At 44.7% G+C, this 26,008-nt stretch carries 16 protein-coding genes; all 16 read left to right on the forward strand.

Annotated elements, in window-relative coordinates; genetic code table 11:
* The first annotated feature begins 91 nt into the window (after positions 1-91).
* A complete protein-coding gene (locus KCTCHS21_RS10670; protein ID WP_157994014.1) occupies positions 92-2,200 on the forward strand; it encodes a glycoside hydrolase family 36 protein in 2,109 nt (702 codons plus the stop codon).
* Positions 2,201-2,233: 33 nt separating this feature from the next.
* Positions 2,234-4,234 (forward strand): hypothetical protein, encoded by a 2,001-nt coding sequence (locus tag KCTCHS21_RS10675; protein WP_130607535.1) that lies wholly within the window; start codon positions 2,234-2,236, stop codon positions 4,232-4,234.
* Complete coding sequence (locus KCTCHS21_RS10680; protein WP_130607537.1) at positions 4,231-5,709, forward strand: sialate O-acetylesterase; 1,479 nt, start codon at positions 4,231-4,233, stop codon at positions 5,707-5,709. Before KCTCHS21_RS10675 ends, KCTCHS21_RS10680 begins: the two co-directional genes overlap by 4 nt.
* Before the next feature lie 235 nt (positions 5,710-5,944).
* Positions 5,945-7,900: an AraC family transcriptional regulator gene (locus KCTCHS21_RS10685; RefSeq protein WP_130607539.1), complete on the forward strand. Its 1,956-nt coding sequence runs from the start codon at positions 5,945-5,947 to the stop codon at positions 7,898-7,900.
* Between the two features lie 486 nt (positions 7,901-8,386).
* Positions 8,387-9,184: an IclR family transcriptional regulator gene (locus KCTCHS21_RS10690; protein ID WP_130607541.1), complete on the forward strand. Its 798-nt coding sequence runs from the start codon at positions 8,387-8,389 to the stop codon at positions 9,182-9,184.
* 227 nt (positions 9,185-9,411) lie between these two features.
* Positions 9,412-11,160: a type 2 periplasmic-binding domain-containing protein gene (locus tag KCTCHS21_RS10695; protein ID WP_130607543.1), complete on the forward strand. Its 1,749-nt coding sequence runs from the start codon at positions 9,412-9,414 to the stop codon at positions 11,158-11,160.
* 102 nt (positions 11,161-11,262) lie between these two features.
* Positions 11,263-12,174 carry an ABC transporter permease gene (locus KCTCHS21_RS10700; protein ID WP_130607545.1) on the forward strand — a complete coding sequence of 304 codons (912 nt, stop codon included), beginning with the start codon at positions 11,263-11,265 and terminating at the stop codon, positions 12,172-12,174.
* A 16-nt stretch (positions 12,175-12,190) separates the two neighbouring features.
* Complete coding sequence (locus KCTCHS21_RS10705) at positions 12,191-13,075, forward strand: carbohydrate ABC transporter permease (RefSeq protein WP_130607547.1); 885 nt, start codon at positions 12,191-12,193, stop codon at positions 13,073-13,075.
* A 46-nt stretch (positions 13,076-13,121) separates the two neighbouring features.
* Positions 13,122-14,411 (forward strand): Gfo/Idh/MocA family protein, encoded by a 1,290-nt coding sequence (locus KCTCHS21_RS10710; RefSeq protein ID WP_130607549.1) that lies wholly within the window; start codon positions 13,122-13,124, stop codon positions 14,409-14,411.
* Between the two features lie 22 nt (positions 14,412-14,433).
* Positions 14,434-15,975 carry a DUF4091 domain-containing protein gene (locus KCTCHS21_RS10715; RefSeq protein WP_157994015.1) on the forward strand — a complete coding sequence of 514 codons (1,542 nt, stop codon included), beginning with the start codon at positions 14,434-14,436 and terminating at the stop codon, positions 15,973-15,975.
* A 132-nt stretch (positions 15,976-16,107) separates the two neighbouring features.
* Entirely contained in the window at positions 16,108-18,906 is a 2,799-nt protein-coding gene (locus KCTCHS21_RS10725) for a carbohydrate binding domain-containing protein (protein WP_162309310.1), read from the forward strand.
* A 155-nt stretch (positions 18,907-19,061) separates the two neighbouring features.
* Positions 19,062-19,895, forward strand: coding sequence for a MerR family transcriptional regulator (locus KCTCHS21_RS10730; RefSeq protein WP_130607555.1), 834 nt, complete (start codon positions 19,062-19,064; stop codon positions 19,893-19,895).
* Between the two features lie 211 nt (positions 19,896-20,106).
* On the forward strand, positions 20,107-20,895 hold the full coding sequence (locus KCTCHS21_RS10735) for an IclR family transcriptional regulator (protein WP_130607557.1): 789 nt from the start codon (positions 20,107-20,109) through the stop codon (positions 20,893-20,895).
* Between the two features lie 89 nt (positions 20,896-20,984).
* The gene (locus tag KCTCHS21_RS10740) at positions 20,985-21,698 is read left to right on the forward strand and encodes an urea amidolyase associated protein UAAP1 (protein ID WP_130607559.1); all 714 of its coding nucleotides are present in this window, start codon (positions 20,985-20,987) and stop codon (positions 21,696-21,698) included.
* A gap of 27 nt (positions 21,699-21,725) precedes the next feature.
* Positions 21,726-22,376 (forward strand): DUF1989 domain-containing protein, encoded by a 651-nt coding sequence (locus tag KCTCHS21_RS10745; protein ID WP_130607561.1) that lies wholly within the window; start codon positions 21,726-21,728, stop codon positions 22,374-22,376.
* Between the two features lie 13 nt (positions 22,377-22,389).
* A complete protein-coding gene (gene uca / locus KCTCHS21_RS10750) occupies positions 22,390-26,004 on the forward strand; it encodes an urea carboxylase (RefSeq protein WP_130607563.1) in 3,615 nt (1,204 codons plus the stop codon).
* Positions 26,005-26,008 lie beyond the last annotated feature (4 nt).

A 26,008-nucleotide genomic window follows, 5' to 3' on the forward strand; every position in this document is an offset into this window, starting at 1 on the left:
CAGTTGTACACCAAAAGCACGCAGGAGTTAACCTCTTGTATGCTTTTGGTGGTTTATTATGCCCGATATTCGATTGAAAAGAGGAATCTCCTTGCTTAAACAATTACTTTCCGAATTTACATTAAACGATATGAAACTGGAGTATTGGATGCAGCCCTCTTCCCAACAGGTAGGGCTGTTACTGCTGCCTGTTCATTTAGCAGAAAAAGTAGATGTGGCCAAAGAGTATGCGGTGGACCCTTTGATCCAAGTTAAGCTAATTGGAGATGATTATCCAGGGGGATTCTCGCAGGGGAAAACGATGCGTAATTCACAATCTGTGCTGGGTTTTAAATATGATAGCCAATATGTGATGGAAGACGAAAAGGGTAAACATATCGTGACCCTCTTAAAAAATGATAGAAAGCATATTATCGAGCATAAGCTTTCTTATTACCCAGAGTTTGCTGCTTGCGAAGTTGGGACTACGTTTATTAATCAAAATACAGAAGCAGTCCAGCTTGAGATGTTATCTAGTTTTTCTATGGGTGGAATGACGCCATTCAGAGCGGGTGATACACCCGCTTCACTAGTTTTGCATCGAATGAGGAGTAAGTGGAGTAATGAAGGACGTCTAGAGACGTTAGCAATTGAAGACCTTCAGTTGGAGCCATCGTGGGCGAAGTTTGGGGTGCAAAGCGAGCGATTTGGCCAAGTAGGGTCTATGCCGGTGAGAGGCTACTTTCCTTGGGCCGCTATTGAAGATACGAAAATGAATATCATTTGGGCAGCCCAACTGGCTCATGCTGCCTCTTGGCAGATGGAAGTTTACCGACGTGATGATGCGATTTGTTTGTCCGGGGGACTTGCAGACAGAGAATTCGGCCATTGGGTTAAGACGTTGAAGCCTAATGAACGGCTTGTTAGCCCTAAAGCTTATCTTACAGTTGCGGAAGGTCATATAGACCAAGTTGCCCAAAGGCTTACGGCTATTCAGGCCAAAGCCCTTTCGCGAATTCCGGAAGTGGAGAAGGATTTGCCGATTATATTTAACGAATTTTGCACGACATGGGGAAATCCATCCCATGACAATATTTCGAATATTGCCAAGAAGCTCGAGGGTAAAGGGATTACTTATTTGGTCATCGATGCGGGCTGGTATATAGAGGAAGGGAAAAGCTGGGAAAGCAATATGGGCGATTGGAATGTCTCTCCACAATTATTCCCCCAAGGGCTAGAGGCGACTATTCAAGAAATTCGCAAAAACGGCCTTATTCCGGGAATTTGGTTCGAGTTGGAAACCTGTGGACCGCTGGCGGATTCTTATGCACGGACAGAACACCTGTTGCATCGGGACGGAATTCCGATTACTTCGGGTGCCCGGCGGTTTTGGGACTTTAAAGATCCCTATGTCGTTGAATATTTAACGGAAAAGGTCATTCGTTTTATTCAGAAATACGAGTTCGGTTATCTGAAAATTGATTATAACGAGACCATTGGAATTGGCTGTGATGGTGTTGAATCGATGGGAGAAGGCTTGCGACAGCAGATGGAAGCTGTAGAGGCTTTTTTACAAAAGATGCAGAAGGAAATACCGGAGCTTGTCATTGAAAATTGCTCATCCGGAGGGCACAGATTGGAGCCTTCGATGATGGGGTTAACTTCGATGGCTTCTTTCTCGGATGCGCATGAAGAATTGGAAATCCCGATCATAGCCGCGAATCTTCATCGGGCGATCTTACCAAGACAAAGTCAAATATGGGCGGTTCTACGAAAAACAGATTCTCTCCATAGATTGACTTATTCCATGGTAAATACATTTCTAGGACGTATGTGCTTGTCTGGGGACATTTATGACCTTGAAGAAGAACAATGGAAGGTTATCGATGAAGGTATTCGTTTTTATAAGAAAATTTCCACAATCATTAAAGAAGGCTTCAGTTATCGTTACGGACCAACAATTAATAGTTATAGACATCCTGAAGGCTGGCAGGCTGTTATGCGGGTTAGCTCTGACCGATCTCAGGTTCTCGTTATTTTCCATACCTTCGGAGGTCACTTACCAGAACAGATCGACATTCAATTACCGTTTGATGGGACATACGTCATTGATTCTATTTATTCTGAAGATCAACAGAGAATCAAGCTCCAAGAAGGCATGCTGGTCTATCATACACAAGGGGAATTCCATGCTGCGGCAGTGTTACTAGCTTCTGTTTGAGGCTGAGAATATAGGAGTGAGAAGGAGAACAATATGAAACTATCTTTTCGAATTATACCTGCTCGATTTACTAAAGATACTCAATTCAACGAGCTACTGGCTTTTTTACTTGAACACCGGGAAGCAGTAGGTGAAATTTCACTGTTTACGGAATATTGGCATCACGGCTACTATCCGCTGGAGCAGTTTGAACCCTTCTGTGAAGTTGTTACGAAGCGGATCGCAACATTGAGAGAGAACGGCTTCTCTAATGTGGGGGTTAATATGCTCTGTACTTTGGGGCATTTTGATGAAGCTTGTAACTGGCTCCCTTCTTTACCCTATCAAGCGGCTACGGATCACAATGGGATAGAGTCCAAGAGCTGTTTTTGTCCGAATTCACCGCAATTTATGGAATACATCAAGCGCAAATATGAGCTGCTTGCGCAAACAAAACCGGACTTCATTTGGGTGGATGATGATGTTCGGATGCACTCTCACGGGGTGGAATATACTTGTTTTTGTCCGATTTGTATCGATAAGTTTAATCATACGAATGGCACGAATATTGACAGACAGCTTTTAGTGGAACAATTGAATCAGCCAGACGGAGCTCATTATCGTGAGCAATGGATTGAACAAAATACAACGGTAGTTGAGCAGCTTCTGGAACACATCGCAGCATCCGTTCATCGTGTAGATGATCAAATTGAACTGGGTTTCATGACAGTATCCCAAGTGTATGCTAGTTACTCCGGTCCAGATTACGAGAGATGGCTGAGGGCGTTGAAGGCGACAAAGGCTCGACCGGGTGGGGGATTCTATGACGATAGAGAGCCATTAAGCCTCATTCAGAAAATACTGGAAACTAGCCGCCAAACCGTAAGCTTTCCGCGGGAAATTCGGGATCTGCAATATGAATTCGAAAATTTCCCTTTTCAAAGGCTGAGTAAATCGATTCATTTTGGCTTATTGGAGTGTACGGCTGCCCTCGCTACAGGTCTAAATGGGATTGCCTTCGATTTATTAAAGCAGGAAGAAGGAACGCTAGAGGATTATCACGATTGGATGATAGGTATTCAGAAAATGAAACCAATGTGGTCCGCTATGGCTGAGAATGCCGGAGATTATGTGGGTAGAGGTCTGTATCCTGCATTTTCGGCTCAGTTTGATGCGAAACGAAAAGTACAGCAGGAGGGCAATTGGTTCAAGCCTGATAATGGCGACGTGTTAAAGGTTTATTCATTAAGCGAACTTGGAATTCCCCTCTCAATGGATGCGAATCATGCCTGCGGAACGATTCTAACCGGGAAGATGGCAGAAGGCTTTACAACGGAGGAACTGCGGAGCATGCTGGCTGGGGGCTTGCTTATTGACGGCCGTTCGCTGCAGGTTTTATGGGAGAGAGGGCTTGGGCATCTTTGCGGAGTTTCGATTCGAGAAACCTATGATAACGGGGTATACGAGCAATTTACGGATGAAGGATTCAATGGGCGTCATTCAGGGGAAAGAAGAGACGCTAGAATTGCATTCTGGAAAGACCTGGCGTATGTAGTTGAGCCGCTAAACCCCGAGGTGCGGATCATCAGTCGTCTCCTTAACTTTGTTGGAGAGGATCTGGGACCGACGTTCACGTTGTTTGAAAATGAGCTCGGCGGAAGAGTAGCTGTTCATGGATATGCTCCTTGGAAACATATTCATTCGGGTGTCAAGAGAGAGCAGCTCATGAAGGTCTGTGATTGGCTCACTAAAGGGATTCTTCCTGTAATCATTCGAAAGCTAGGTAAAGTTGTCCCTCTTATTCAATCCACACCGGATGGCAGTGGATATTCTCTCATGCTAATTAATGCCACTATGGACCCGACAGGTGAATTTGATGTCGAGGTTAGAACGAGTCATACCCATTGGTCTAGATTAGCAGAAGATGGGGTTTATACGCCTTTGACTAATGGACGAGTTAAGAATGAGAAGGATGTAACTATCATTACGGTAGATAGCATTGGACCTTGGGAATATATCATATTGTCAACCCAGATGGAGAGCGAGAGGTTATGAATAAGCCGCTGCGGCTAGACCCGCTTTTTAATGATCATATGGTTATTCAAAGGGATAAGCCCTTTTTTGTTTGGGGAACAGGCCTTGATGGGATAAGGGTGACAGTGACTTGCCGTAGTGTAAGTGCCGCCGTTGAAATTCATGAGGGCCAATGGAGAGTAGCTTTTCCAGCTATGGGAGTAGGAGAGCCCAGTGAATTAATCGTGCAATCGGAGGGAATTACCCTTACTCTGGTGGATGTTGTATTCGGAGATGTCTGGCTAGCAGGAGGGCAATCTAATATGGAGTGGCCTTTGAGTAAAAGTACTGATGGACAGTCTGTCATAGAAGCTGCGAACTTACCATTGCTGCGATATTATGATGTGCCAAAGGTTGCTTTTGAGGAAGCAGGGATTAATTATAAGGGCAAATGGAAGAGGCTTACTCCAGAAAATGCAGGAGGATTATCTGCCGTTGCTTACTATTATGCACGAGAGCTTATCGCTTCTGAAAATGTTCCAATCGGGATTATCGGCTGCAATTGGGGGGCGACCTCCGCTTCTTGCTGGATTGATAAAGAGGTATTGAAGTCTGATCCGGAGCTTTCTATGTATCCAAAGGAATTCGAGGAACAGATGCAGGGCTTTAATTGGCAAGAATTTATTCAAGAAAATAAGGAATATGTAGAAGCGATTAGCCAATTTAATAAAAGGATCGAGTTAGGGTTTGAAGGAGAAGAGCGTGGGCCTTTCCCTTGGCCAGCTCCATTAAATCCGCATAGCTTTGCGCGACCTAGTGGTTTGTATGAAACGATGCTTCGTAAAGTATTCTCTTATAGGATTAAAGGTGTTATCTATTATCAGGGTGAAAGTGATGTAAACCACCCAGAATTATATAGTCAATTGCTAGAAGCTCTCATCTTAGATTGGCGTAGGCAATGGCAGGATAAAGAGCTCCCTTTTTTCTTCGTACAGCTACCGATTTATGCTTACAATAATAATCCAGCGGGCGAAGAATGGCCCTTGATTAGAGAAGCGCAGCAGCTTGTAGCTGAGAGGGTTCCTTATACGGGGATGGCTGTATTATTAGATTGCGGAGAAGCCGCAGACATTCATCCTGCAGATAAAAAGCCTGTTGGTGAGCGTTTAGCTTTATTAGCACTGGATAAAGTATATGGCAGAACGGTTAAGAGCTCGGGACCTGTGTTTAGTTCGTGTAGCACCGAGCAGGGTCAAGTATTTATCCACTTTGCTCATGCAGAAGCGGGCTTAATCATTCGAGCTGGAGATCAAGTAGCCGGGTTCGAGGTAGCAGCTGAGGATGGCGAATTTATATCGGCAACAGCTGAAATTAGTGGGAATACAGTTAAGGTTAGTCATGTCGAGGTTCCCTCTCCGCGTTATGTCCGGTACGGCTGGGCAAATGTCACTGATGCCAATTTGTTAGGAGTAGATGGTCTGCCGGCTGCTCCGTTTCTTAAAGCTTGCCCGACCTAATAGAGATTTCGCTTAAGCAAAGAAACTACCCAACAGGTCAACTGACCACTGGGTAGTTTCTTTGCTTTCCTCGCGACGCTTCAGGAGCTTTTTGCATGGTTGGGATTTGTAATGTGTTATCCTTCCAAAACCATCTGAATTATGCGGACATGATAGTTGTGAGAATCATTTTCAGTTATAATGAAATTCAGTCTTATATGGATACATAACACTCAAGTATCAGGAAGTGATTAGTATGATTTGGAATGATCATCTATTGCTGTGGAACGAAGCCAGCGTCAAGCTGCTCGATATTAGACATCAGAAATTGGCTAAAGGAGACGAGCTTCGCGATTACAAGCTGCCCTCCAGCGCTTTTCTGTGGATGACGCGTGGACGTGGGCGGGTGATGCTGAACGGAAACGGTTATACCATCAATGGTTTTCATGTGCTTCATGGCGGTAAAGGTATGAGTCTAGATGTATTCTCATCTGAGGATAATTTCGAATATTATCTTATTTTGTACAAGGCTCTGCTTGCTGTTCCTGGCAACCGTTATCTGCATCGACTGCTAAAGCAAGGCAACCCTTTTCGCATTCAATATGGATTCGTCCCTAATGATCCGCTTGCCCTTCATATGAAATTTCAGATGATGGAACAAAGATGGAGAAAGCTTACTCCGATAGATAAGCTATATGCGAAAGGTGTTCTCTATCAATTTGCATCCGAATTGTTTGGTCAGATGGCAACGCAGAAGGCTGGAACGATGAGAATTGACCTTGTGTCCCAAGCTATGCGCTACATAGAGGATAGCTATTCGGAGCCGATTACGGTTGAAGGGATTGCTGGCCTGCTAGGCTGTAGCTCTAGCTTCTTGTCCCGTTTGTTCAAAAAGCAGCTAGGAACGACGCCTATTGAATATTTGACCGGAATCCGGATCGCACACGCTAGTAGGCTTTTAACTGAGACAAAGGCGAATCTGCAAGAGATTACGTCAAGCGTAGGATATTTGGATGTCTACTATTTTAGTCGCGTGTTCAAAAAACAGACCGGATTGCCTCCACTACGCTTCAGATCACTGGCAACGGAGAAATCAGTTCAGAAAAGTCCATTTATTCGTTCAGACGAAGCCATTGTCCCTCGCAAAGGTCACAGATATAATGATAATGATTCTCATCATGGACCAGAGGGAGATTTAACGATGATTAAAGATTTAAAACTGTCGGTAGGCACAGTGATGCTGCTCTGCATGACTTTGCTATTTAGTGGCTGTACAACTTCAACAGGTTCGACTGAACCATCTGTAACGGCTGGGCTATCAACGACTGTCGCACAGAACCAACTGCAGACAAAGCTAGTTAAGCATATGATGGGAGAAAGCGAAATTCCAATCAACCCACAGCGTATAGCCGTGAATGGGCTAGAAGACATTATGCTGGCACTTGATGCTCCAATGGTTCATGCCCAGTCTATGAAGGGACAATACCTGTACGATGTTTTACAAGAAAAAAAGATTACGTCCGTGTATACGCCAGGCAGTTTAAATTATGAGTCCATTCTTGACTCCAAGCCTGATTTAATTGTTGCCAATCTCTTGCCCTCAGACAAAGAGTCATATGAGCAGCTAAGCAAAATCGCTCCAACTATCGTTTATGATCGGAGCGACTGGAAAAGCTCCATAGTCGCTATCGGCAAGGCAATTAACCGCGAAGATCAGGCAGCTTCTGTCATCCAAGCCTACGATGAAAAGCTAAGTAAGGCCAAAGCGGCTATTATTGAAAAAATTGGGGCAGATCGAACTATTGCCTTTATTCGACCGTCGAGCAAGGATGTACAGCTATTTTTCCCGGCATTTTCCTATTCGAGCATCGCTTACAAGGATTTAGGCATGACATTGGATCCCGTTCTGGCGAAATTCCGTGAAAAAGAAGAAGAAGGAAGCTGGGGCATTGAAGCATCGCTTGAAACGCTGCCCAGCTTGAGTGCAGACTATTTATTCGTAACTGCAGGCGGATCTTTCGACTCGGAGGATGAAGCAAAGGCTGCTCTTGAAGAGCTGACCGGAGTAGAAACTCTAAAGGTTTGGAACCAAATTCCCGCAGTTAAGCAAGGTCATGCTTACAAAATGTCAGCCCGACACTGGATGCTGAACGGACCTACCGCAGATAAAATGAAAATCGACGATGTTCTCGCTGCCTTCCATTTACAATAATATGTAGAATACTGGACAAGGGGAAGTTTCTCCCCCTTGTCCAGTGTTTTCCTTCCCCTTACCCACTCCTGCCTTTCCCAAACTTGCAAAAGCCCAGTAGAATTAAGAGAACGACTTCAGTATTTAGTAGGCACACGCTTGTATGAGAATCTGAGACAAGATCAATCTGATAAGAATGATGAAAGGCTATAAATTGAAATAGCTCGCACACTCGCCAAGTAAAGCAGAGCGTCCAAAATAACGTTTACAAATGATGGGGAATGCCTGAGACTTTCGAATGAGCGCTTTGAATCCGATACTTAAATAACTCTTTTCGTTTTTTCCTTATTATGATACATTTAAATGAAACCAATGTTTTTATATATGAAACCATTGAATTTAGTTAAGTAAGCTTGTGCGGGAGGCCCGTACCATCGTCGCCAATCAATCATGATGGGAGAAGGATGATATTTATAATGCCAATTAAAAGTTGGAAAGGAGACTCTCATGAAGGAAATGGAAGAAAAACAGGAACGATACACGATTCAGTCCATAGACAAGGCGCTGGATTTAATAGAGTTACTGTCTGAACGCGGATCTATGAGTCTTATAGAATTAACGGACATGCTCAATCAGCCGAAGTCTTCGACATACCGAATCGTACTGACATTGGAAAATCGGGGCTTCATTAGTCGTAGCGACGAGGATGGTAAATATTGTTTAGGTTATAAACAATTGATCATCACGAAAAATTTATTAGAGCGAAATAATATTCGGTCTGCATCTTTGCTCGAAATGAAAAAGCTGTCTGACTTATATGGTGACACAGTCAACCTCGGAGTCTTGATTGACGGTGAAATTATGTATTTAGAAATTATTGAGAGTACGCATGCTTTGAGGATGACCGACTCCATAGGGTCGAAATCTCCGTTTCATGCAACCGCAATGGGAAAAGCGATTACTGCTCATTTACCGGAGCAGGTTCTTCAAGAGCTGTTGAATCGGCATGGCCTTCCTCCTGTGACTCAGCAGACGATTACATCTCCTGAACGGTTCAAGGAAGAATTAGAGAAGGTACGCAATAATGGTTATGCTCTCGATAATCAGGAAATAGTGGAAGGAGCCCATTGTGTTGCGGCACCTATATTCGGCCTGTTTGGCAACGTTTATGGGGCCATAAGCATGTCTGGTCCAATGCATCGATATAGCGCCGACAAAATCATGGGAATCTCAGAGCACGTGGCCGCAGCGGCAGCCGCAATATCTCATAAATTAGGTAATGCCCAAGCGACTGCTACGCAGTGAGGGTGAAGCTTTGCAGCTAAGCGCAAGTCATATAGCAAGCTTACTAAAATAAACCAAGCGACTAGATTCTATCTTGTTAGCTTGGTTTTTTGATTATTTAACTTACGAATGCAGATATAGAAAAAAATGGTTTACAAATAAATCCGCCATGCTATAATACAAATGAAACATTAGTACCACAGGTTAAAACCAAAACAAAAAAAGGGAGAACTAGAGGAGGATTTCTTATGAGTCGCAATAAGATGTCAAAGGCCTTATTGTACTTGGCGTTAACGGTCGCATTGATTTTGCCAACTGCCTGTAGCTCGGGGAATACGGACGAAGCTTCACCAACGGTGTCCAACAAGCAGAATGAGAAGGCAACAGAAAGTAGCAAGCCAACTGAAGGGGCCAATACCGCTGAGAGCGCGCTTCCGGCCGATCCAATGGGAAAATACGATCCTCCGATTGAAATTTCTACCCTTAGTTCCCTGGACAGTGATGTAAAGTTTCCAGAAGGGGAATCACCTGAAAACAACATTTGGACCAAAACCTACGAAGAACAATTAGGAATCAAGATCAAGATCAAATGGACGGGCCCAAGTGAGCAGGCTGCACAAAAGGTTAACCTCATGATCGTATCCGAAGAATTGCCGAATATTTTGTCAGTTAACGACAATCAATTTCAGCAGCTTTACGATGCTGGCATGCTCGAGGATTTAACCGATGCGTACGAAAAATATGCAACTCCATTTTTGAAGGAACAGCTTACATACGATGGTGGTCGCGCGATGAAATCCGCCACCCGAGATGGGAAATTGTACAGTATTCCTACTTTCCTGGACCCGCTTGATGATACGGCAATGCTGTGGGTACGTACAGACTGGTTGAAAAAGTTAAATTTACCTGAACCAAAAACGATGGCTGATTTTGAGAAAATTGCGGAAGCGTTTACGACGCAGGACCCCGATGGGGATAAGAAAAACAACACGCCCGGATTCACCGTTACCTCGGATATTACGTATCATTTATCCCCATTCTTTAACGGATATCACGCTTATCCCGCTTTCCAGCAGCAGATGGGGTATCCGGTTAAATGGCTGAAGGATTCATCCGGTCAACTGGTCACAGGGCTATTCCAACCGGAAATGACAACGGCCTTGCAGAAGCTGCAGGATTTCTACAAGAAGGGTTGGATCGATAAACAATACGCCGCTCAAGACTATGATACATTGACGAAAGCAATAGCTAACGGCAAGGTAGGCATGCTGTTCGGGGTTTGGTGGTATCCGTCATGGCCGCTTCAGGAAAGCGTTAACAAAGATCCTAACGCGGATTGGAAGGCTTATCCGATTCCTTCGGTCGACGGAACACCGGCAAAAACATCGGCCACAGGTCTTTGGCTCCGCAATCATAATGTCGTCATCAAAGGCTACAAAAACCCCGAAGCACTCATTAAGCTTGCGAACTTGACGCTTGAGAAGTCCTTCGGCAAAACAGCTGAACCGGAAGTCTATCTGAACAAGGCTGACCCGACAAAAGGAAACGCGATGTGGAAGTACAGCGCGGTGTGGGTTGAACTGGGTCACAAAAACCTGCTCAAATTCCAGAAGGTCAAAAATGCTTTGGAAACGAAAAATTCAGATGGCTTAAATGTAGATGAAATGAACACGTACAACAATGTTCTAAAGTACGAGTCCGGGGATGCCACCCATTGGAATTATGAAAAGTTATACGGCATAGACGGATCTTGGAATGTCACAATTGATAACGAGAAAAATGATCTTTTCCAATATGACGAATTTACGGGTTCTCCGACCAAGACGATGGTTGAAAAAGGGCCGATCATTATGAAGAAGTTAAATGAAACCGTAAACAGGATCATTATGGGCGCGTCTATTAACGAATGGGATAAATTCCAGGATTATTGGAAATCCAATGGCGGCGATGAAATTACGAAGGAAGTTAATGAGTGGTATAAGCTTCAAAATAAATAACACCCATCTATCAATTGAAATGAGGAAGGAAGGGAAGCGAAAAATGAAACCGCTTTCCTTCCGCCTACAAAACTATCATCGAGGGAGGCAGTCCTCCAGTCTATGGCAATCAAACGGGAGTTCAAACGCAATTACGCTTTATATTTGATGCTTCTACCCGCGATTATCCTGGTTCTCACCTACAGCTACGGACCAATGGCGGGATTGGTGATCGCCTTTGAAAAATTCACTCCTGCCAGAGGGATTTTCGGCTCTAAGTGGGTCGGATGGCAAAATTTCAATTATGTCATAGGGCTTCCTGAGACGATTCATATTTTATGGAATACGGTTTTTATCGCGCTCATGAAGATCATTGCCGGTCTTATTTTTCCCATTTTTATTTCGATTCTGTTGAATGAGATAAGAACAAAATGGTTCAAAAATAGCATTCAAACCATTATTTATATGCCTTACTTTCTGTCATGGATTATCGTAGGGGGCATTTTGTACGATATGTTGGGCAGAGACGGTATTGTGAATGCCACCCTCAGCTATTTTAACTTGCCTAACGTCTTCTTCTTTGGAAATGATACTTTATTTCCGTACCTTCTCGTTACAACCGATTTATGGAAAACATTTGGTTATTCCACCATTATCTATTTGGCGGCTATTGTGGGCATTAATCCGACTCTATATGAAGCAGCTATTGTTGACGGGGCGAGCCGTTGGCGGCAAATCTTTCATGTAACCTTGCCGGGGATGGCTCCCATAATCGTACTGCTAGCGACGCTCAGCATTGGTAGCGTTCTAAACGCAGGGTTTGAACAAGTCCTTGTGCTGACAAACAATAATTCTAATACGCTGGTTCTGAATAGTGGCGAAATTATTGATACCTTTGTCTACAGACTCGGAATTGCCAATGCCCAATACGGACTGGCTACTGCGGTGGGGTTATTCAAATCGTTTGTATCCTTTATTCTCGTTTCGCTGTCGTACTTCTTGGCTTATAAAGCGATCAACTACAGAATCTTCTGAAGAAGGAGGCGTGTGTATGGATGTTGGTCATTCAACTGGAAGGAAATTGTTCCTGATTGCAAATAATGTGTTTCTTCTTTTGCTGGCATTGAGCTGTTTACTTCCATTTATCCACATCTTGGCGGTCTCCTTCAGCTCGCCAGCAGCGTCGACTGCAGGAGAGGTTAAGCTGTGGCCGGTCGAATTCACGTGGAAAGCTTATGAATATGTCATCGCAAAGAAGGAGTATTTGCAATCCTTATCGGTGTCATTCAAAAGAGTCGTGCTCGGCACAGCTATTAATATGTTACTAACGGTACTTACAGCATATCCACTGTCCAAAACCATTAGGGCTTTCCCTATGAGAACGGTATTTGCATGGTTCTTTGTTTTTACGATCCTTTTCGGGGGCGGCCTCATTCCGTGGTATATCGTAGTTAAGTACACGGGACTAATGAATTCGCTATGGGCCTTGGTTGTACCTGGCGCTGTACAGGTGTACAGCATCATCATTCTCTTGAATTTTTTCAGGCAGCTGCCGCGAGAGCTAGAGGAATCCGCCTTCTTGGACGGTGCGGGACACATGAGCGTTTTATTACGCATCTATATTCCATTGTCTGGTCCAGCGCTTGCCACACTCTTGCTATTTTCCATAGTCGATCATTGGAACGCCTGGTTTGATGGTTTGATCCTGATGAACTCTCCCGCCAAGTATCCACTGCAATCTTACATGCAAACGATTGTCGTCAACATGTCTTCTCTCTTTCTGAATACAACCAATTCGGAAATGTTAAAAGAAATTAATGATCGAACGGTAAAGGCAGCACAGATTCTAGTTGGCGCACTTCCAGTACTGCTTGCCTATCCTTTTTTACAAAGACATTTTATTAAAGGAATCGTGTTAGGCAGCGTTAAGGAATAAGGCTTTTCATCGATTATTTATAACTCAACTAAGGAGAGATCATAAGATGGATCAACTTACAGCCGTTCTTATTGGGGCGGGTGGCAGAGGCTTTCACAGCTATGCTAGCTATGCGCTTGATTTCCCTCATGAATTGAAAATCGTAGCCGTTGCTGAGCCGAACGCTTCAAGAAGAGCAAGCTTCGCAGAAGCGCACGGTATTCCGGAACAAAGCTGCTATGAATCGTGGGAGCCACTGCTAGAGCAGTCGCCGGTGGCCGACATCGCCTTGATCTGTACGCAGGATCGCATGCACTTCGAGCCTGTAATGCTAGCGTTGAAACAAAAATATCATGTGTTACTAGAAAAGCCGATGTCGCCAAGCCCAATGGAATGTATTCAGATTGAACGTGCAGCGAAGGAGAATGGCCGTCTGTTAACTGTCTGCCATGTCATGCGATATGCCCCTTTATGGTCAGTAATCAAGAGATTTATAGACGAGGGCAAAATCGGACAGATCGTATCCATTCAATTAAACGAAAATGTCGGCTATTGGCATATTGCTCATAGCTTTGTCCGTGGACCATGGAACAATTCTGATACGTCAAGTCCGATGATTCTTGCCAAGTCATGCCATGACATGGACATGTTGGCTTGGTTAATGGACCAGCCTTGCACAAGGGTGAGCTCGTTCGGCTCCTTGATGCATTTTCATTCCGGCAACGCGCCGGAAGGATCGACGGATTTCTGCATTGACGGCTGTGCGGTAGAAGCGACCTGCCCATATTCTGCACCTCGGTTTTACTTGTCGGGGGAAGGCAAGTCATTTTACTCGAAGTATTTTACTAATGATTTCACTGGTGAACCTTCCCGCGACAAAATTGTTCAGGGGCTGCGAGAGTCCTCATACGGACGATGTGTGTACAAAAGCGACAACAACGTTGTTGATCATCAAGTGGTTAATATGGAATTCGCCAATGGGGCAACTGCGACATTCAGTATGTGTGGCTTCACGCTTGAGCCGCAGCGAGTCATTCAGATTATGGGGACAAAAGGTGAAATTCGGGGGCAAGACGACCAAATTGTGCTGCGTGATTTTCTAACACATGAGGAGACTCGGGTGGCGATTCCCCACCAAACCGGACACGATGGAGCTGACAAAGCGATCATGCGCAATTACCTTCATGAAGTACGACATTATCATGGTCAGGAAAGCCGATCCTCTGCATCTGCTTCCGTGCAAAGTCATATGATGGCTTTCGCTGCCGAGCAATCGCGTCTTCGCAAAGGAGCATCGATCGAGCTGGCAGAGTTCTATGATGAGATTGCGGAATCGTTTACTCAAGTTGGACGTTAATAGCAGAAGGGGGGAACGACAAATGGCAAATACACAAAAAACGTTGTCTTTATCGGTATGGACCGCATCGAGTCAGGAAAGAGTCAGACAGGACGATCCGGCGGGAGAAAGCTTAAATATAGAACTTTTCGCCGCAAGAGGTGAATATGAATCGTTTCAAGTTGCGCTCAAAGCGCCGGAGGGAGAACACCGCAATGTCCATTTTGTAGTCAGCGACCTGAAGGGGACCGGTGACTCCTTTATTTCTAAATCTAATCTTACCCTGTACAGGGAGCACTATGTCTATATCAGTGAATCCAGTCCGCAGAGGGGAACCGTATTACCAGAGGGACCTGGATGGTATCCCGATGCACTGATTCCTTTTATTGACCCGGCCACGAATGAACCTCCTTCTGGTGGCGAATTAATAGCCGTTCCTTTTGCGCTTGAGAATAATAGCAATCAAGTAATTTGGGTGGACATTCAAGTGCCGAGGGATGCCGAGGCAGGACACTATTCGGGTAGCTATATCGTTTCAAGCGAACATGGTGAGGTGACCGGCCAAATTTCCTTGACGGTGTGGAATTTCGAGCTTCCATTGAAACCTTCATTGAAATCTACCTTTTTAATCTGGAGCAGCAGAAAGAAAAGCACGGTAGAAGAGCTATTGAAGCATAAGCTCATGTGCCAGCAATGGAATTTGAGCGAGGAAGAGAAAGGTGCAGCTCCAACTAGTGAAGGGGAATGGATAGAGAAGTATGGAGTCAACTGCTCAGGACTCGGATTCTGGAGCAAGGCGGACACTTTCAACGGCGTTATGCCCCCGCCTCCGACTGTGGAAGAAATTCAAGCTGCCGCTAGCGCACATCCGTCGAACCTGTTTCTTTACAACTATACTGCCGACGAGATAGGACATTACACAAGCTTGTATGAGCCGATTAAAGCTTGGGCCAGAAATCTTCACGAGGCTGGGGTAGCTAACCTGATTACGATGGCGCCCGTTCCCGAGCTTTATGACGACGGTTCGGGAAGTGGCAGGTCTGCTGTTGATATTTGGGTCATCCTTCCTCTTCAGTACGATAAAGATCGCATACAAGAGGTGCTCGCCAAGGGGGATGAGGTATGGTCCTATAACTGCTGTGTTCAGGATGATTACTCTCCCAAATGGCAAATCGATTTTAATCCGATCGAATACCGGATTCAACCCGGGTTTATCAACCAAAGTCTTGGAATGACGGGTATTCTGTATTGGAGGGTCGACTTCTGGACGGAGGATCCCTGGCACGACGTTCTTACCTTAAGGGCGGACGGTATGGAGTTTAACGGCGAGGGGATGCTTGTTTATCCTGGAGAGCAGGTCGGCATTGACGGCGTCGTTCCGTCTATCAGGCTTAAAGCGATTAGAAAGGGAATCGAGGATTATGAATATATCGAGATTCTCAAAAACCTCGGACATGAACAATGGGCACTTGAAATATCTCAAAGTGTTGGCCCGGATTGGCACAATTGGACAAAGGATCATCACAAGCTTGAGTGGGCTAGAAAACAATTGGGGGAAAGAATCAACGATCTAATGACAAAGTGAAGGAAGCGAAGCGTATGCATGCATGGAGTTCATGGCGTCCGATGAATCGCGTTACATGACTGGCCATTGCTTGGTTGTTGATGGTGGGCAATTGATCAAACTATCCTGAAAAGTTGAAGGGAGTAGATGACAATGCGAATGATACCCACAACAAGACATTTTTCAAAAATGACGGCCCTTATATTAATCCTACAATTAATGATGACTACGATTTCAGTTCCCACGGGAGCTTGGGCGAAGGAGAATGAGCAAGCCTCGGTGTTAGGCAGCAATCCGAATCTTGTCCAGAATCCCGGCTTTGAAAATGATCTCAGCGATTGGGACGTTTCTTTTCCGGATTCCGTCGTGGAAGTCACATATGGAGCGCATAGTGGAAGCAAGGCGATCAGAGTTAACCAAAGCAGTCAAGAACAGACGGTGTCGGTTCAGTCAGGTAAAAGCTATAAATTAACTTTTTGGGCTAAAAGAGAAGGACCCACGGAGCTAAACGTGGTCGGCATCAATTTCTGGGATGTCCCAGGACTCGGACTTCAGGGAGCTCGTGTAACCGTTGATTCGAACGAATACAAAGAATACGAAATTTATTTCACTGCCCCGGTCGGTTTTTCAACATCGACGGTTGTCATCTGGAAAGAACCCGGAACCGGTTGGGTTTATGTAGATGATGTCATGCTGGTGGAGCTTCCTAATTACGTAGTAAACCCTGGCTTCGAGGATGGGCTTGCGGGTTGGGATTTGAGTTGGCCAGATACTGTTGAACAGCTCACCAGCGATGCTGCAAGTGGTAGTCAAGCTTTGAAGGTTAATGCTAGCAGCCGCGAGCAGACCGTCGATATAGAAGCGGGTCAAAGCTATAAGCTTACATTTAAGGGGAAAAGAGTCGGTCCGGCGGAGTTGAATGTGGTCGGAATTAACTTCTGGGATGTACCGGGGCTTGGATTGCAGGGCAGCCGCATAACGGTTGATTCCTCCAGCTATCAAGATTACACCGTATATTTCACTGCTCCGGTAGGCTTCTCGAAGGCGACAGTTGTCATTTGGAAAGAACCAGGAGCCGGTTGGGTCTTTGTGGATGACTTTACTGTTACGAAATGGAGTGCTCAGAGCACTGAAGAGGTTCCACAGCGAACGAATCGAACGATTTTGAACGAACCAACCAAAAAACAGCCCGATTTGTTGTTATTGGAGCATCCGGGTGCGGCTACCACATGGCCGGCTAAAGTGAAGGAAAATATTAATCATATCGAATCGTTGCCCTTCGATGGCATAACCATTACTCCAACATTCTCTTCCAAGCTTATGAGCCGGCAGTCAGTCTCTTATGAGACGATGTTTGAGGAGCTCAAGGTACTTAAAGGCTTATTTAAGAAGGTGAACAAAAACTACTTGGAGGTTTTCTCCAATCGCCCTTCTGATCCTGCGGATACGACTGGAAAATCAGGTGATCTATTTGACGACGAAGGCTGGGCGGTAGTCGAAAGCAACATGAAAAATTTCGCCCGTGCTGCTAAAAAGGTTGGAATTACACGCATTCTTTACGATAATGAGGAGTATTTCGGTAGATTCACTTCATATCCTCAAACGTCATTTTATAAGGAAAAGTCTCTGCAGGAATATCAAGATAAAGCCCGCGATAGAGGCAGGCAGATGATGAACGCCATAATGAGTGAAATACCCAATGCTTCCGTTCTGGTGCTGCATGGGCCGTATATTACAGACCCGAATAAGCCGGACTGGTTCGTTAAAAATGGGGTTGGAACAGTCAATCTGATGGGACCCTTTTTCATCGGGATGATGCAAGCGGCCGAAGCTTCCGTAAACCATCCGAAGGTGATTGACGGTGGCGAGCTCTATTTATTGCGTTCTCAGGGAGATTTTGAAGATGCATATCAATACCGTAAATATGAATTGGCTGACGAATACAGCAATAATACCTTTATTCCGGAGGATTTGAGAAGTAAATATGCCTCAAATTCCTATATCTCTTTTGGCGTATATAACGAGCATTGGATAAACAATTACCCGATGAACCCAACCATTATGAGAGACACTCTCGAGAATGCGCTCCGTTCAGCTGATGAAGTCGTCTGGTACTATAATGAACCTGCTGGCAGTGGTGACTGGATGATTCCTAATAGTGTAAGCAGTGTTTGGTTTGACGCTATCAATGGAGCAAAAGAAGCGGTGGCAGAGCTCAAAACAGGAACAAACCGGATATACAACGGAGGGTTTGAATTTGGCGATGTCAACTGGGAACGCTTTGGCAATGCTGAAGTAAAGCACGCTCTCGGCACAACGTTGGTGGCAAATTCCGATGCAAGTGCTCTTGTTCTTAGTCCTGATTCAGGAGGAGCACGGCAAACGATCACTGCTGAGTTAAACAAAGGAAGTGCCTATCAGCTTAGTGGATGGTCTAAGTCACTGACACAGGGGGATAACGCGGAAATCGGAATTGTGCTAAAGGGCGGAAGTGGCGAAGTGGTTGGACAGTATTCGTTTACGATGAACGATACCGCATATAGTAAAGGGAGCGTATCCTTCATTGTGCCTTCCAATTACAGTAGTGCACAGGTTTACGCAAAAAGGGAAGTCGGGAGCGATTCTGTTTTTGTAGATGATGTGGTTCTGCGGGAACTGATCAATGTGCCGACGCGTTTAGTACTTTCTGCGAACAAAACAGAAGTTAAATTAAACCAGAATGTGAAGCTGGACGTGAAGATTTTCAACGGTAAAGGAAAAAAAGTGCGTGTGAACGACGGGGCTGTCACCTATCTCAGTTCCAACCCTACCGTTGCGACGGTGAACACAGAGGGGAAGGTAACGATAGCGGGTATAGGGAATTCGACGATCACGGCTAGTGTAACCTTGAACGGCATCACTCTTAGTGACGCACTTGAGATTAAGGTGAGAGCTAAGGGGAATGGGCATTAATTGAGAGGCACTGCAGCTTGATAAGTAGGGGAGCCATGAAAATGGTTCCCCTACTTTATTGTGTCACGCATGGCGATTAAGGATTATGTTATGATTTAGGAACAAATAGCCGTAATTCATAGAAATAGTGTAATTGATAGGGGGTGCATGGGGGAATGAATCGCTATTTTAGTATTGGTGAGATGGCTAAGCTAAATAATATATCAGTGCAGACACTTAGGCTGTATGAAAAAATGGGTTTGTTTAAGCCTACCTACATCAATGCCAATAATAAATATCGTTATTATACTGAACAACAAATTATTTTTCTGAATGTGATCAAATACTTAAAAAATATCGGCACGCCGTTATTGGAAATCAAAAAAATTATAGAAGGCTCTTCAGAGAACATGTATGAATTCCTCCACAACCAAGAAGAGATTATTGATAACAAAATTAGAGAATTGGAAAAAGCAAAAACCCTCTTGCGACAACAAAAAATACAGCTAGGTGAACAATTGCAATTGAAGCAGCTAGATGTTGTCATAAAGCGCAGAATTACAGAAAGGCAAGTCATCGTGGTAAAATGCGAGGAGAAGCTTAGTCCCTACGATATGATAGATTTGTATATGAGGAAATTAGGTTCTGTTGTGGAAAGCAAAGGCGGTTTAATTCCCAGTCAATATGGTTGTATCTACGAGATGAAGGATTACGAGAAAACAGAGGACATTGAATATCGAGCTATGTTCTCACCTGTTGCTAAGAACAGTGTAATGCTGTCGGAAACAGATGAAATATCACATCTCACCATTCCCGAGGGTGAGTATATGACCATTGCCTTTCAATTTTCTCCTCGAAATTATATGAAACCCTATCACCAGTTATATCGCTATCTATTAGAGAATCAAATTAAAACGCAAGGAAAAATATATGAATTCTCTGCACCTAACCGGTTCAAATCCGAGGGTGAAGTGGATTTAATCGCAGAAATCCAAATTCTAATGGACTAGAATCAGAAGTCCAAGCGTTTGGATTTTTGTTTTTTCAATAGATGTATTGACTCTATACCTAGTATAGAGTTTATTCTGTATGTAGTTATAATTAACTCTTGTAGTTAGATTGGAGGTATAAAACCTTACATGTAATAATGTTTTAGGAATTGAAACAGGTACATTTTGTGGTTAGCTAACAAAATTCAGTTTCACTTGGGAGGTATAACAGATGGCGACACAAAAAATTGCTGTTATTTCAAAGGCCATCCTTATCATGGACATCCTCATGCCTCAAGGTAATGAAAAGGAGCTGGGTGTAACTGAAATAAGTAAAAAACTCCAAATGCCTGTTCAAAGTGTGTACCGCTTGTTAAGTACCTTGAGTGATCATGGGTTTGTATCACAAGATAAAAAAACAAAAAAATATAAGCTAGGCTTATCAGTAATGAAGTATGGATTTATGATGCATGACAGTTTGTATATGCGTTCGATTGCAAGGCCGTATATGGAACAATTGTACGATAAGACGAAGGTTACTATATATCTAGCTAAAGTGGAAAATGACGCGGGGGTGTATGTCGATCGAATTGATGCTTTGGAGAGTCTAATCATTTCCGAGCCCATCGGTTTAACGCTTCCTCTTATTGTTGGTGCCTCAAATCGTGCGATGTTAGCATTTTTGCCACAAAAGATACGGGAGGCCATTATCATTAATGGGGATAGAATGGTTGATCCGACATTAAAGACCCAAAGGCAGAGAGATCTATTGTTTGAAATAGAAGTCATTCGTAGTAAGGGTTATGCGGTATCTTACGGTGAAGTCACAAAGGGGACAATCGGGATCGGAGCTCCCATCTTTTCTTATGACAACTCGGTTATTGGATCTTTGAATTGTACATGTTCCTCTAATCTCGCTGCTACTTCAGTTGTTGAGAATTACGGTAGCTATGTGAAAAAATATGCAGAGCTCATTTCGAAGGAGTTAGGCTATAGAAATCGACATACAAACGTTCAATAAATCTTTGCTATAGGTAGTCTGGAATAAATTTGACTAGTGTTTAAGATAAATAGATTGAATATTCAATTAATATAAAGGGGGATTACTAGATGGGTAGAATTTGTACCAGAACCATTCCACCCGGAGGGAAATGGTCCGGCATAGTCGGGCAAGGGAAGCAGATTCGATTTACAGCGCTTGGTGAGGGGGCGAATGTTTCCATGCTGCTCTATAATGCGAACGATTTGGATGAACGCTATAACATGTCAGATACGATGAAGGCGCAGTTTATTTCCCGTTTTACCAAAGGTGATTTGCTTCTAGGAGATAACGGACGAGCTTTGGTGAGCTTCATTGATGACAGTGTTGGGTGGCATGATCCTATTGGTGGGTATACCAAACGGCAGAAAACAGAGATGAAGTATGGCGAAACTAATTTTCAAATACAGCGAAATGACAGGCTTCATAGCGGCGAAGAGAATTTGGGGATTGAGCTGGTAAGAAACGGCTTGGGTCAACGTGATTTAGGTCCAACCGTTAATTTATTCTCCAAAATCGTATGTGACGAGAATGGGGGCTTACACTTTCAAGAAGGACACTGCCCACAAGGGTCGACGGTAACTTTGCGTTCGGAAATGGATATTCTGCTTATTCTTTCTAATACTCCGAACCCGTATGACCCAAGATCCCAGTACCCGTCCGTACCTGTTCGATTTGAAGTGTTCGACGCAATGCCTATAGGTGAATTTGATTATTGTGTTAATCGCAGGCCGGAGAACAAGCGTGCATTCGAGAACACTTGGGAATACCTTTCCTTGCGTTAAGTGCAAATTTCGATAGGAGGAGTAAATATGAATGCTCTAAATAAAGTTGAAAGTCTGCGTAAAGTGGAGGATGCCATTTACAGTAAGGTCATCTTGTCAGGAGAGGGATGGACCTATGAGCTAGAGCCTGGTCAGGTGCTTCGGATTATTGATCTCGAAGGAAATCAAGCCGTGGATGCCCTGTTCTATGATGCCGATAATACTGAGGACCATTTCAGTGCGGTGGCGACAATGGAAGAGGAAGGCAGGATTTATGCGACGACAGGTTCAACTCTGCTAGCTGAGTCGGGTAAGGGGTTGGTGACAATTGTCGCGGATACGGTGGGCTACCATGATTTGTGGTTTGGTTATTGCTCCGCTCAGAGTAACACTGTTCGTTACGGCCATGATAAGCTTCACAACCAAAGCTGTAGAGATACTTATCTGCTTCAGATGGCGCAAAATAATTATGGTTTAACGAAAAGGGATTTGCCTCCCAACATCAACTTTTTCACGAAGGTCCCTTTAACACCTGAGGGTGGTATTACATTTGTAGATGGCATTTCCCCTCCAGGATCTTACGTAGAGGTTCAGGCGCAATGTCGGACTTTGGTGCTCATGAGCATCTGTTCGCAGCTACTTAATCCTTGTAATGACTATAATCCGACCCCAGTCCAGCTTTATATTTGGGATCGCTAGAGGAGAGATAACTATGTTTACAAAAGTATTGATCGCCAACAGGGGTGCTATTGCGGTTCGCATAGAAAGAACACTAAAAAAGCTTGGCATTTCCTCTGTCGCTTTATATACACAAGCTGATCAAGATAGTCTTCATGTAGAAAATGCCGATGAAGCTGTGTTAATCGGTGAGGGTTCTGCTAAAGAGAGCTATCTCAACGCGGACATCATCTTACAAACGGCGATTGATACAGGTGCGCAGGCTATTCATCCTGGCTATGGTTTCTTGAGTGAGAATGCCGAGTTTGCTCTGGCCTGCAAGGAGCATGGGATTGTATTTATTGGCCCTACATCTGAACAAATGCAAATGTTCGGGCTTAAGCATTCAGCTAGAGAGATTGCGGTAAAAGCTGGAGTTCCCCTACTGCCAGGGACAGAGCTTATTACAGAGTTAGTTGAGGCAGTTAGTCAAGCTGCGAGGATTGGGTACCCAGTCATTCTTAAAAGCACGGCTGGCGGCGGTGGGATTGGGATGCGTGTATGTGCCGATGAGGATGCGCTTCGAGCGGCGTTTGATTCCGTTCGTCACTTAGCTAAAACTAACTTTAAAAACGGTGGTGTGTTTCTCGAGAAATATATTACTAGAGCTCGGCATATCGAGGTTCAAATTTTCGGAAACCGCTTCGGAGAAATTGTTGCGTTAGGAGAGCGTGACTGCTCCGTACAGCGCCGCAATCAGAAGGTGATTGAAGAGAGTCCGGCACCTAACTTGCCTTCAGAAGTACGCGAGGAAATTCTGGAGGCTGCCAAACGCTTGGCGGCAGAAGCGGGATATCGCAGTGCTGGAACTGTAGAGTTTCTTTATGATCCATTAAGTGAAAATTTCTACTTTCTAGAGGTAAATACAAGACTGCAGGTAGAGCATGGCGTAACGGAAGAAGTGCTTGGGATAGATCTTGTAGAATGGATGGTTCGGGAAGCGGCGGATGAGCTGAGGGATCTGCAATCCCAGTTCTCGGAGCCGAGGGGTCATAGTATTCAAGCGCGTATTTACGCAGAAGATTGTCTACAAGATTTCCGCCCGAGTGCTGGGCAATTGGATCAAGCGAAATTCTCCGAGCATGCAAGGGTTGAAACGTGGGTGCGTGACGGAATGACGATTACGACGCTGTACGATCCGATGCTGGCTAAAATTATTGTACACGGTGGAACCCGAGAGGAAGCCATCGAAGGGCTAATTCGTGCAATTGACGAAACTCGATTGTACGGCATCACGACAAATCTTCAATATGTGCAAGCTTTACTTTCTGATAAGGAATGCAGGTCTGGGAACGTCTATACTCAAATGCTTAATGGCTTTGAGCCCGCTGAGAGGGCGTTAGAAGTTCTTGATGGAGGAGTTCAAACAACGGTGCAGGATTGGCCTGGTAGAATAGGCTTTTGGGATGTTGGGGTACCGCCTGGCGGTCCTATGGATCCACTGTCCTTCCGGATTGGGAATAAGCTGTTAGGGAATGAGGATACTGCTCCGGGTTTAGAATTGACTTTGCGCGGAGGTAGTTACCGTTTTAGAGATGATAGGTGGTTTTGTTTGACTGGAGCAGATATGCAGGCGGAGATTGATGGGCAGTCCGTTGCTATGTATAAACCCCGCCTAGCTAAGAGGGGTCAAACTATAACCTTTGGTGAAGCTAATGAAGGAATGCGTACTTATTTTCTCGTAGATGGCGGATTTGATATGCCCCAAATACTCGGGAGTGCCTCTACTTTTACACTCGGTATTTCAGTAGGATTTGGTGGTCATGGTGGTCGAGCGTTGCGCACAGGAGATGTTATCGGGATCAATAAAGTTGCTGAGCCTAAAGTGCTTAATGAGCTTACAGGGATCTATAGACCCACTATGCAGCGAGAATGGACCATAGGAATTATTCCGGGTCCGCACTGCACGGAGGAATTTTTGAGACCGGAGTATTTGGCTCAGCTTACAGAAACGAAATGGGAAGTCCATTTTAATAGCTCTCGTACTGGTGTTCGTCTTATTGGACCTGCGCCGCTTTGGGCCCGAGAAGACGGGGGAGAAGCAGGTTCTCATCCCTCTAATCTTCATGATAATGCTTATGCAATCGGTACGTTAGATCTTACGGGTGATATGCCCATACTTCTTGGTCCTGACGGACCTAGTCTTGGTGGATTTGTATGTCCGGCAACAACGGCTACTGCGGAATTCTGGAAGCTGGGGCAGCTTCATCCGGGAGATAAAATTTCTTTTCGATTACTGACTTTGGAACAATCTGAAGCAATGAGAAACGATCAAGAGAAATATATACGTGCAATAGGTGAAGGTCATCCGGTAGAGTTCGAGCGGGCTTTGCCGTTAGCGGATACATCGATAACACAGGCTTATCCGCTGCTCGTAAATGAAGTAGAAAATCGCAGATTCCCATTTACTATTCGTTGTGCTGGCGATCAAACCTTGCTGGTTGAATATGGGGTGATGGAGCTTGATTTAATTTTACGCTTTCAAGTTCAAGCTTTAATGCAGTCTATTCAGGCAAGTGTTATTCCTGTGGTTGATCTGACGCCTGGTGTTCGATCCTTGCAGGTCCACATTGACCCATCAAAAATGACGGTGAAAGAAGCTGCGAGGAGCATATTGGAATTAGATAGAAATCTGCCGCCGCTTGAATCGATTTCCGTGCCGTCACGTATTGTGCGTCTGCCTCTGTCTTGGGATGATCCGGCAACGAGGCTGGCTATTGAACGTTATCAAAACAATGTTCGGCCTGATGCACCTTGGTGCCCGAGTAATATCGATTTTATTAGACGAATGAATGGGTTGGACCATGTCGATGATGTCAAAAAAATTGTATTCGACGCTAATTATCTTGTTCTAGGTTTGGGTGATGTCTACTTGGGTGCTCCCTGTGCTGTGCCGACTGATCCGAGACATCGTCTTGTGGCGACGAAATACAATCCTGCACGTACTTGGACGCCGGAAAACGCTGTAGCTATCGGTGGTGCCTATATGGCGGTATATGGGATGGAAGGACCAGGGGGGTATCAGTTTGTTGGAAGAACTGTGCAAATGTGGAACAGACTTCGGGATACAAAAAGCTTTAAGCGAGGTAAGCCTTGGCTGCTGAGGTTTTTTGACCAAATCCAGTTCTACCCGGTGGAGCCAGATGAGCTGCTTAAGCTTCGTGAAGATATTTTAAGAGGAAGATATGAAGTAGATATTACTGAAACGACATTTGATTTAGGGGAATATTTGAATTTCTTGGAATCGATTAAGGAAAGTGCGGAAGTCTTTCGCTCTCGTCAGCAAGTCGCTTTTAAGGCGGAAAAAGATAATTGGAAGAAGCTTGGTCTAGATGAGTACATTTCTGAGCAAGAGGCTGTAGAGGCTTCCGAAGAGGAGGAGCTCCCAGAAGGGACGGTGCCGGTTCTCTGTTCGATGCCGGGAAGTGTTTGGAAGGTTATGGTTTCGCCAGGACAGTGGGTGAAGAAGGGGGAGGTCTTGGTTATCGAAGAGAGCATGAAGATGGAATTCTCTCAGCTGGCTCCTTGTGAGGGTGTGATTTACTCCGTGAATGTGAAGCCAGGAGATGGGGTTCAGGCAGGTCAAAGGCTAGCTGCGATTACAAAATAATGAC

This window comes from Cohnella abietis, from assembly GCF_004295585.1.
Taxonomy (GTDB): Bacteria; Bacillota; Bacilli; order Paenibacillales; family Paenibacillaceae; genus Cohnella; species Cohnella abietis.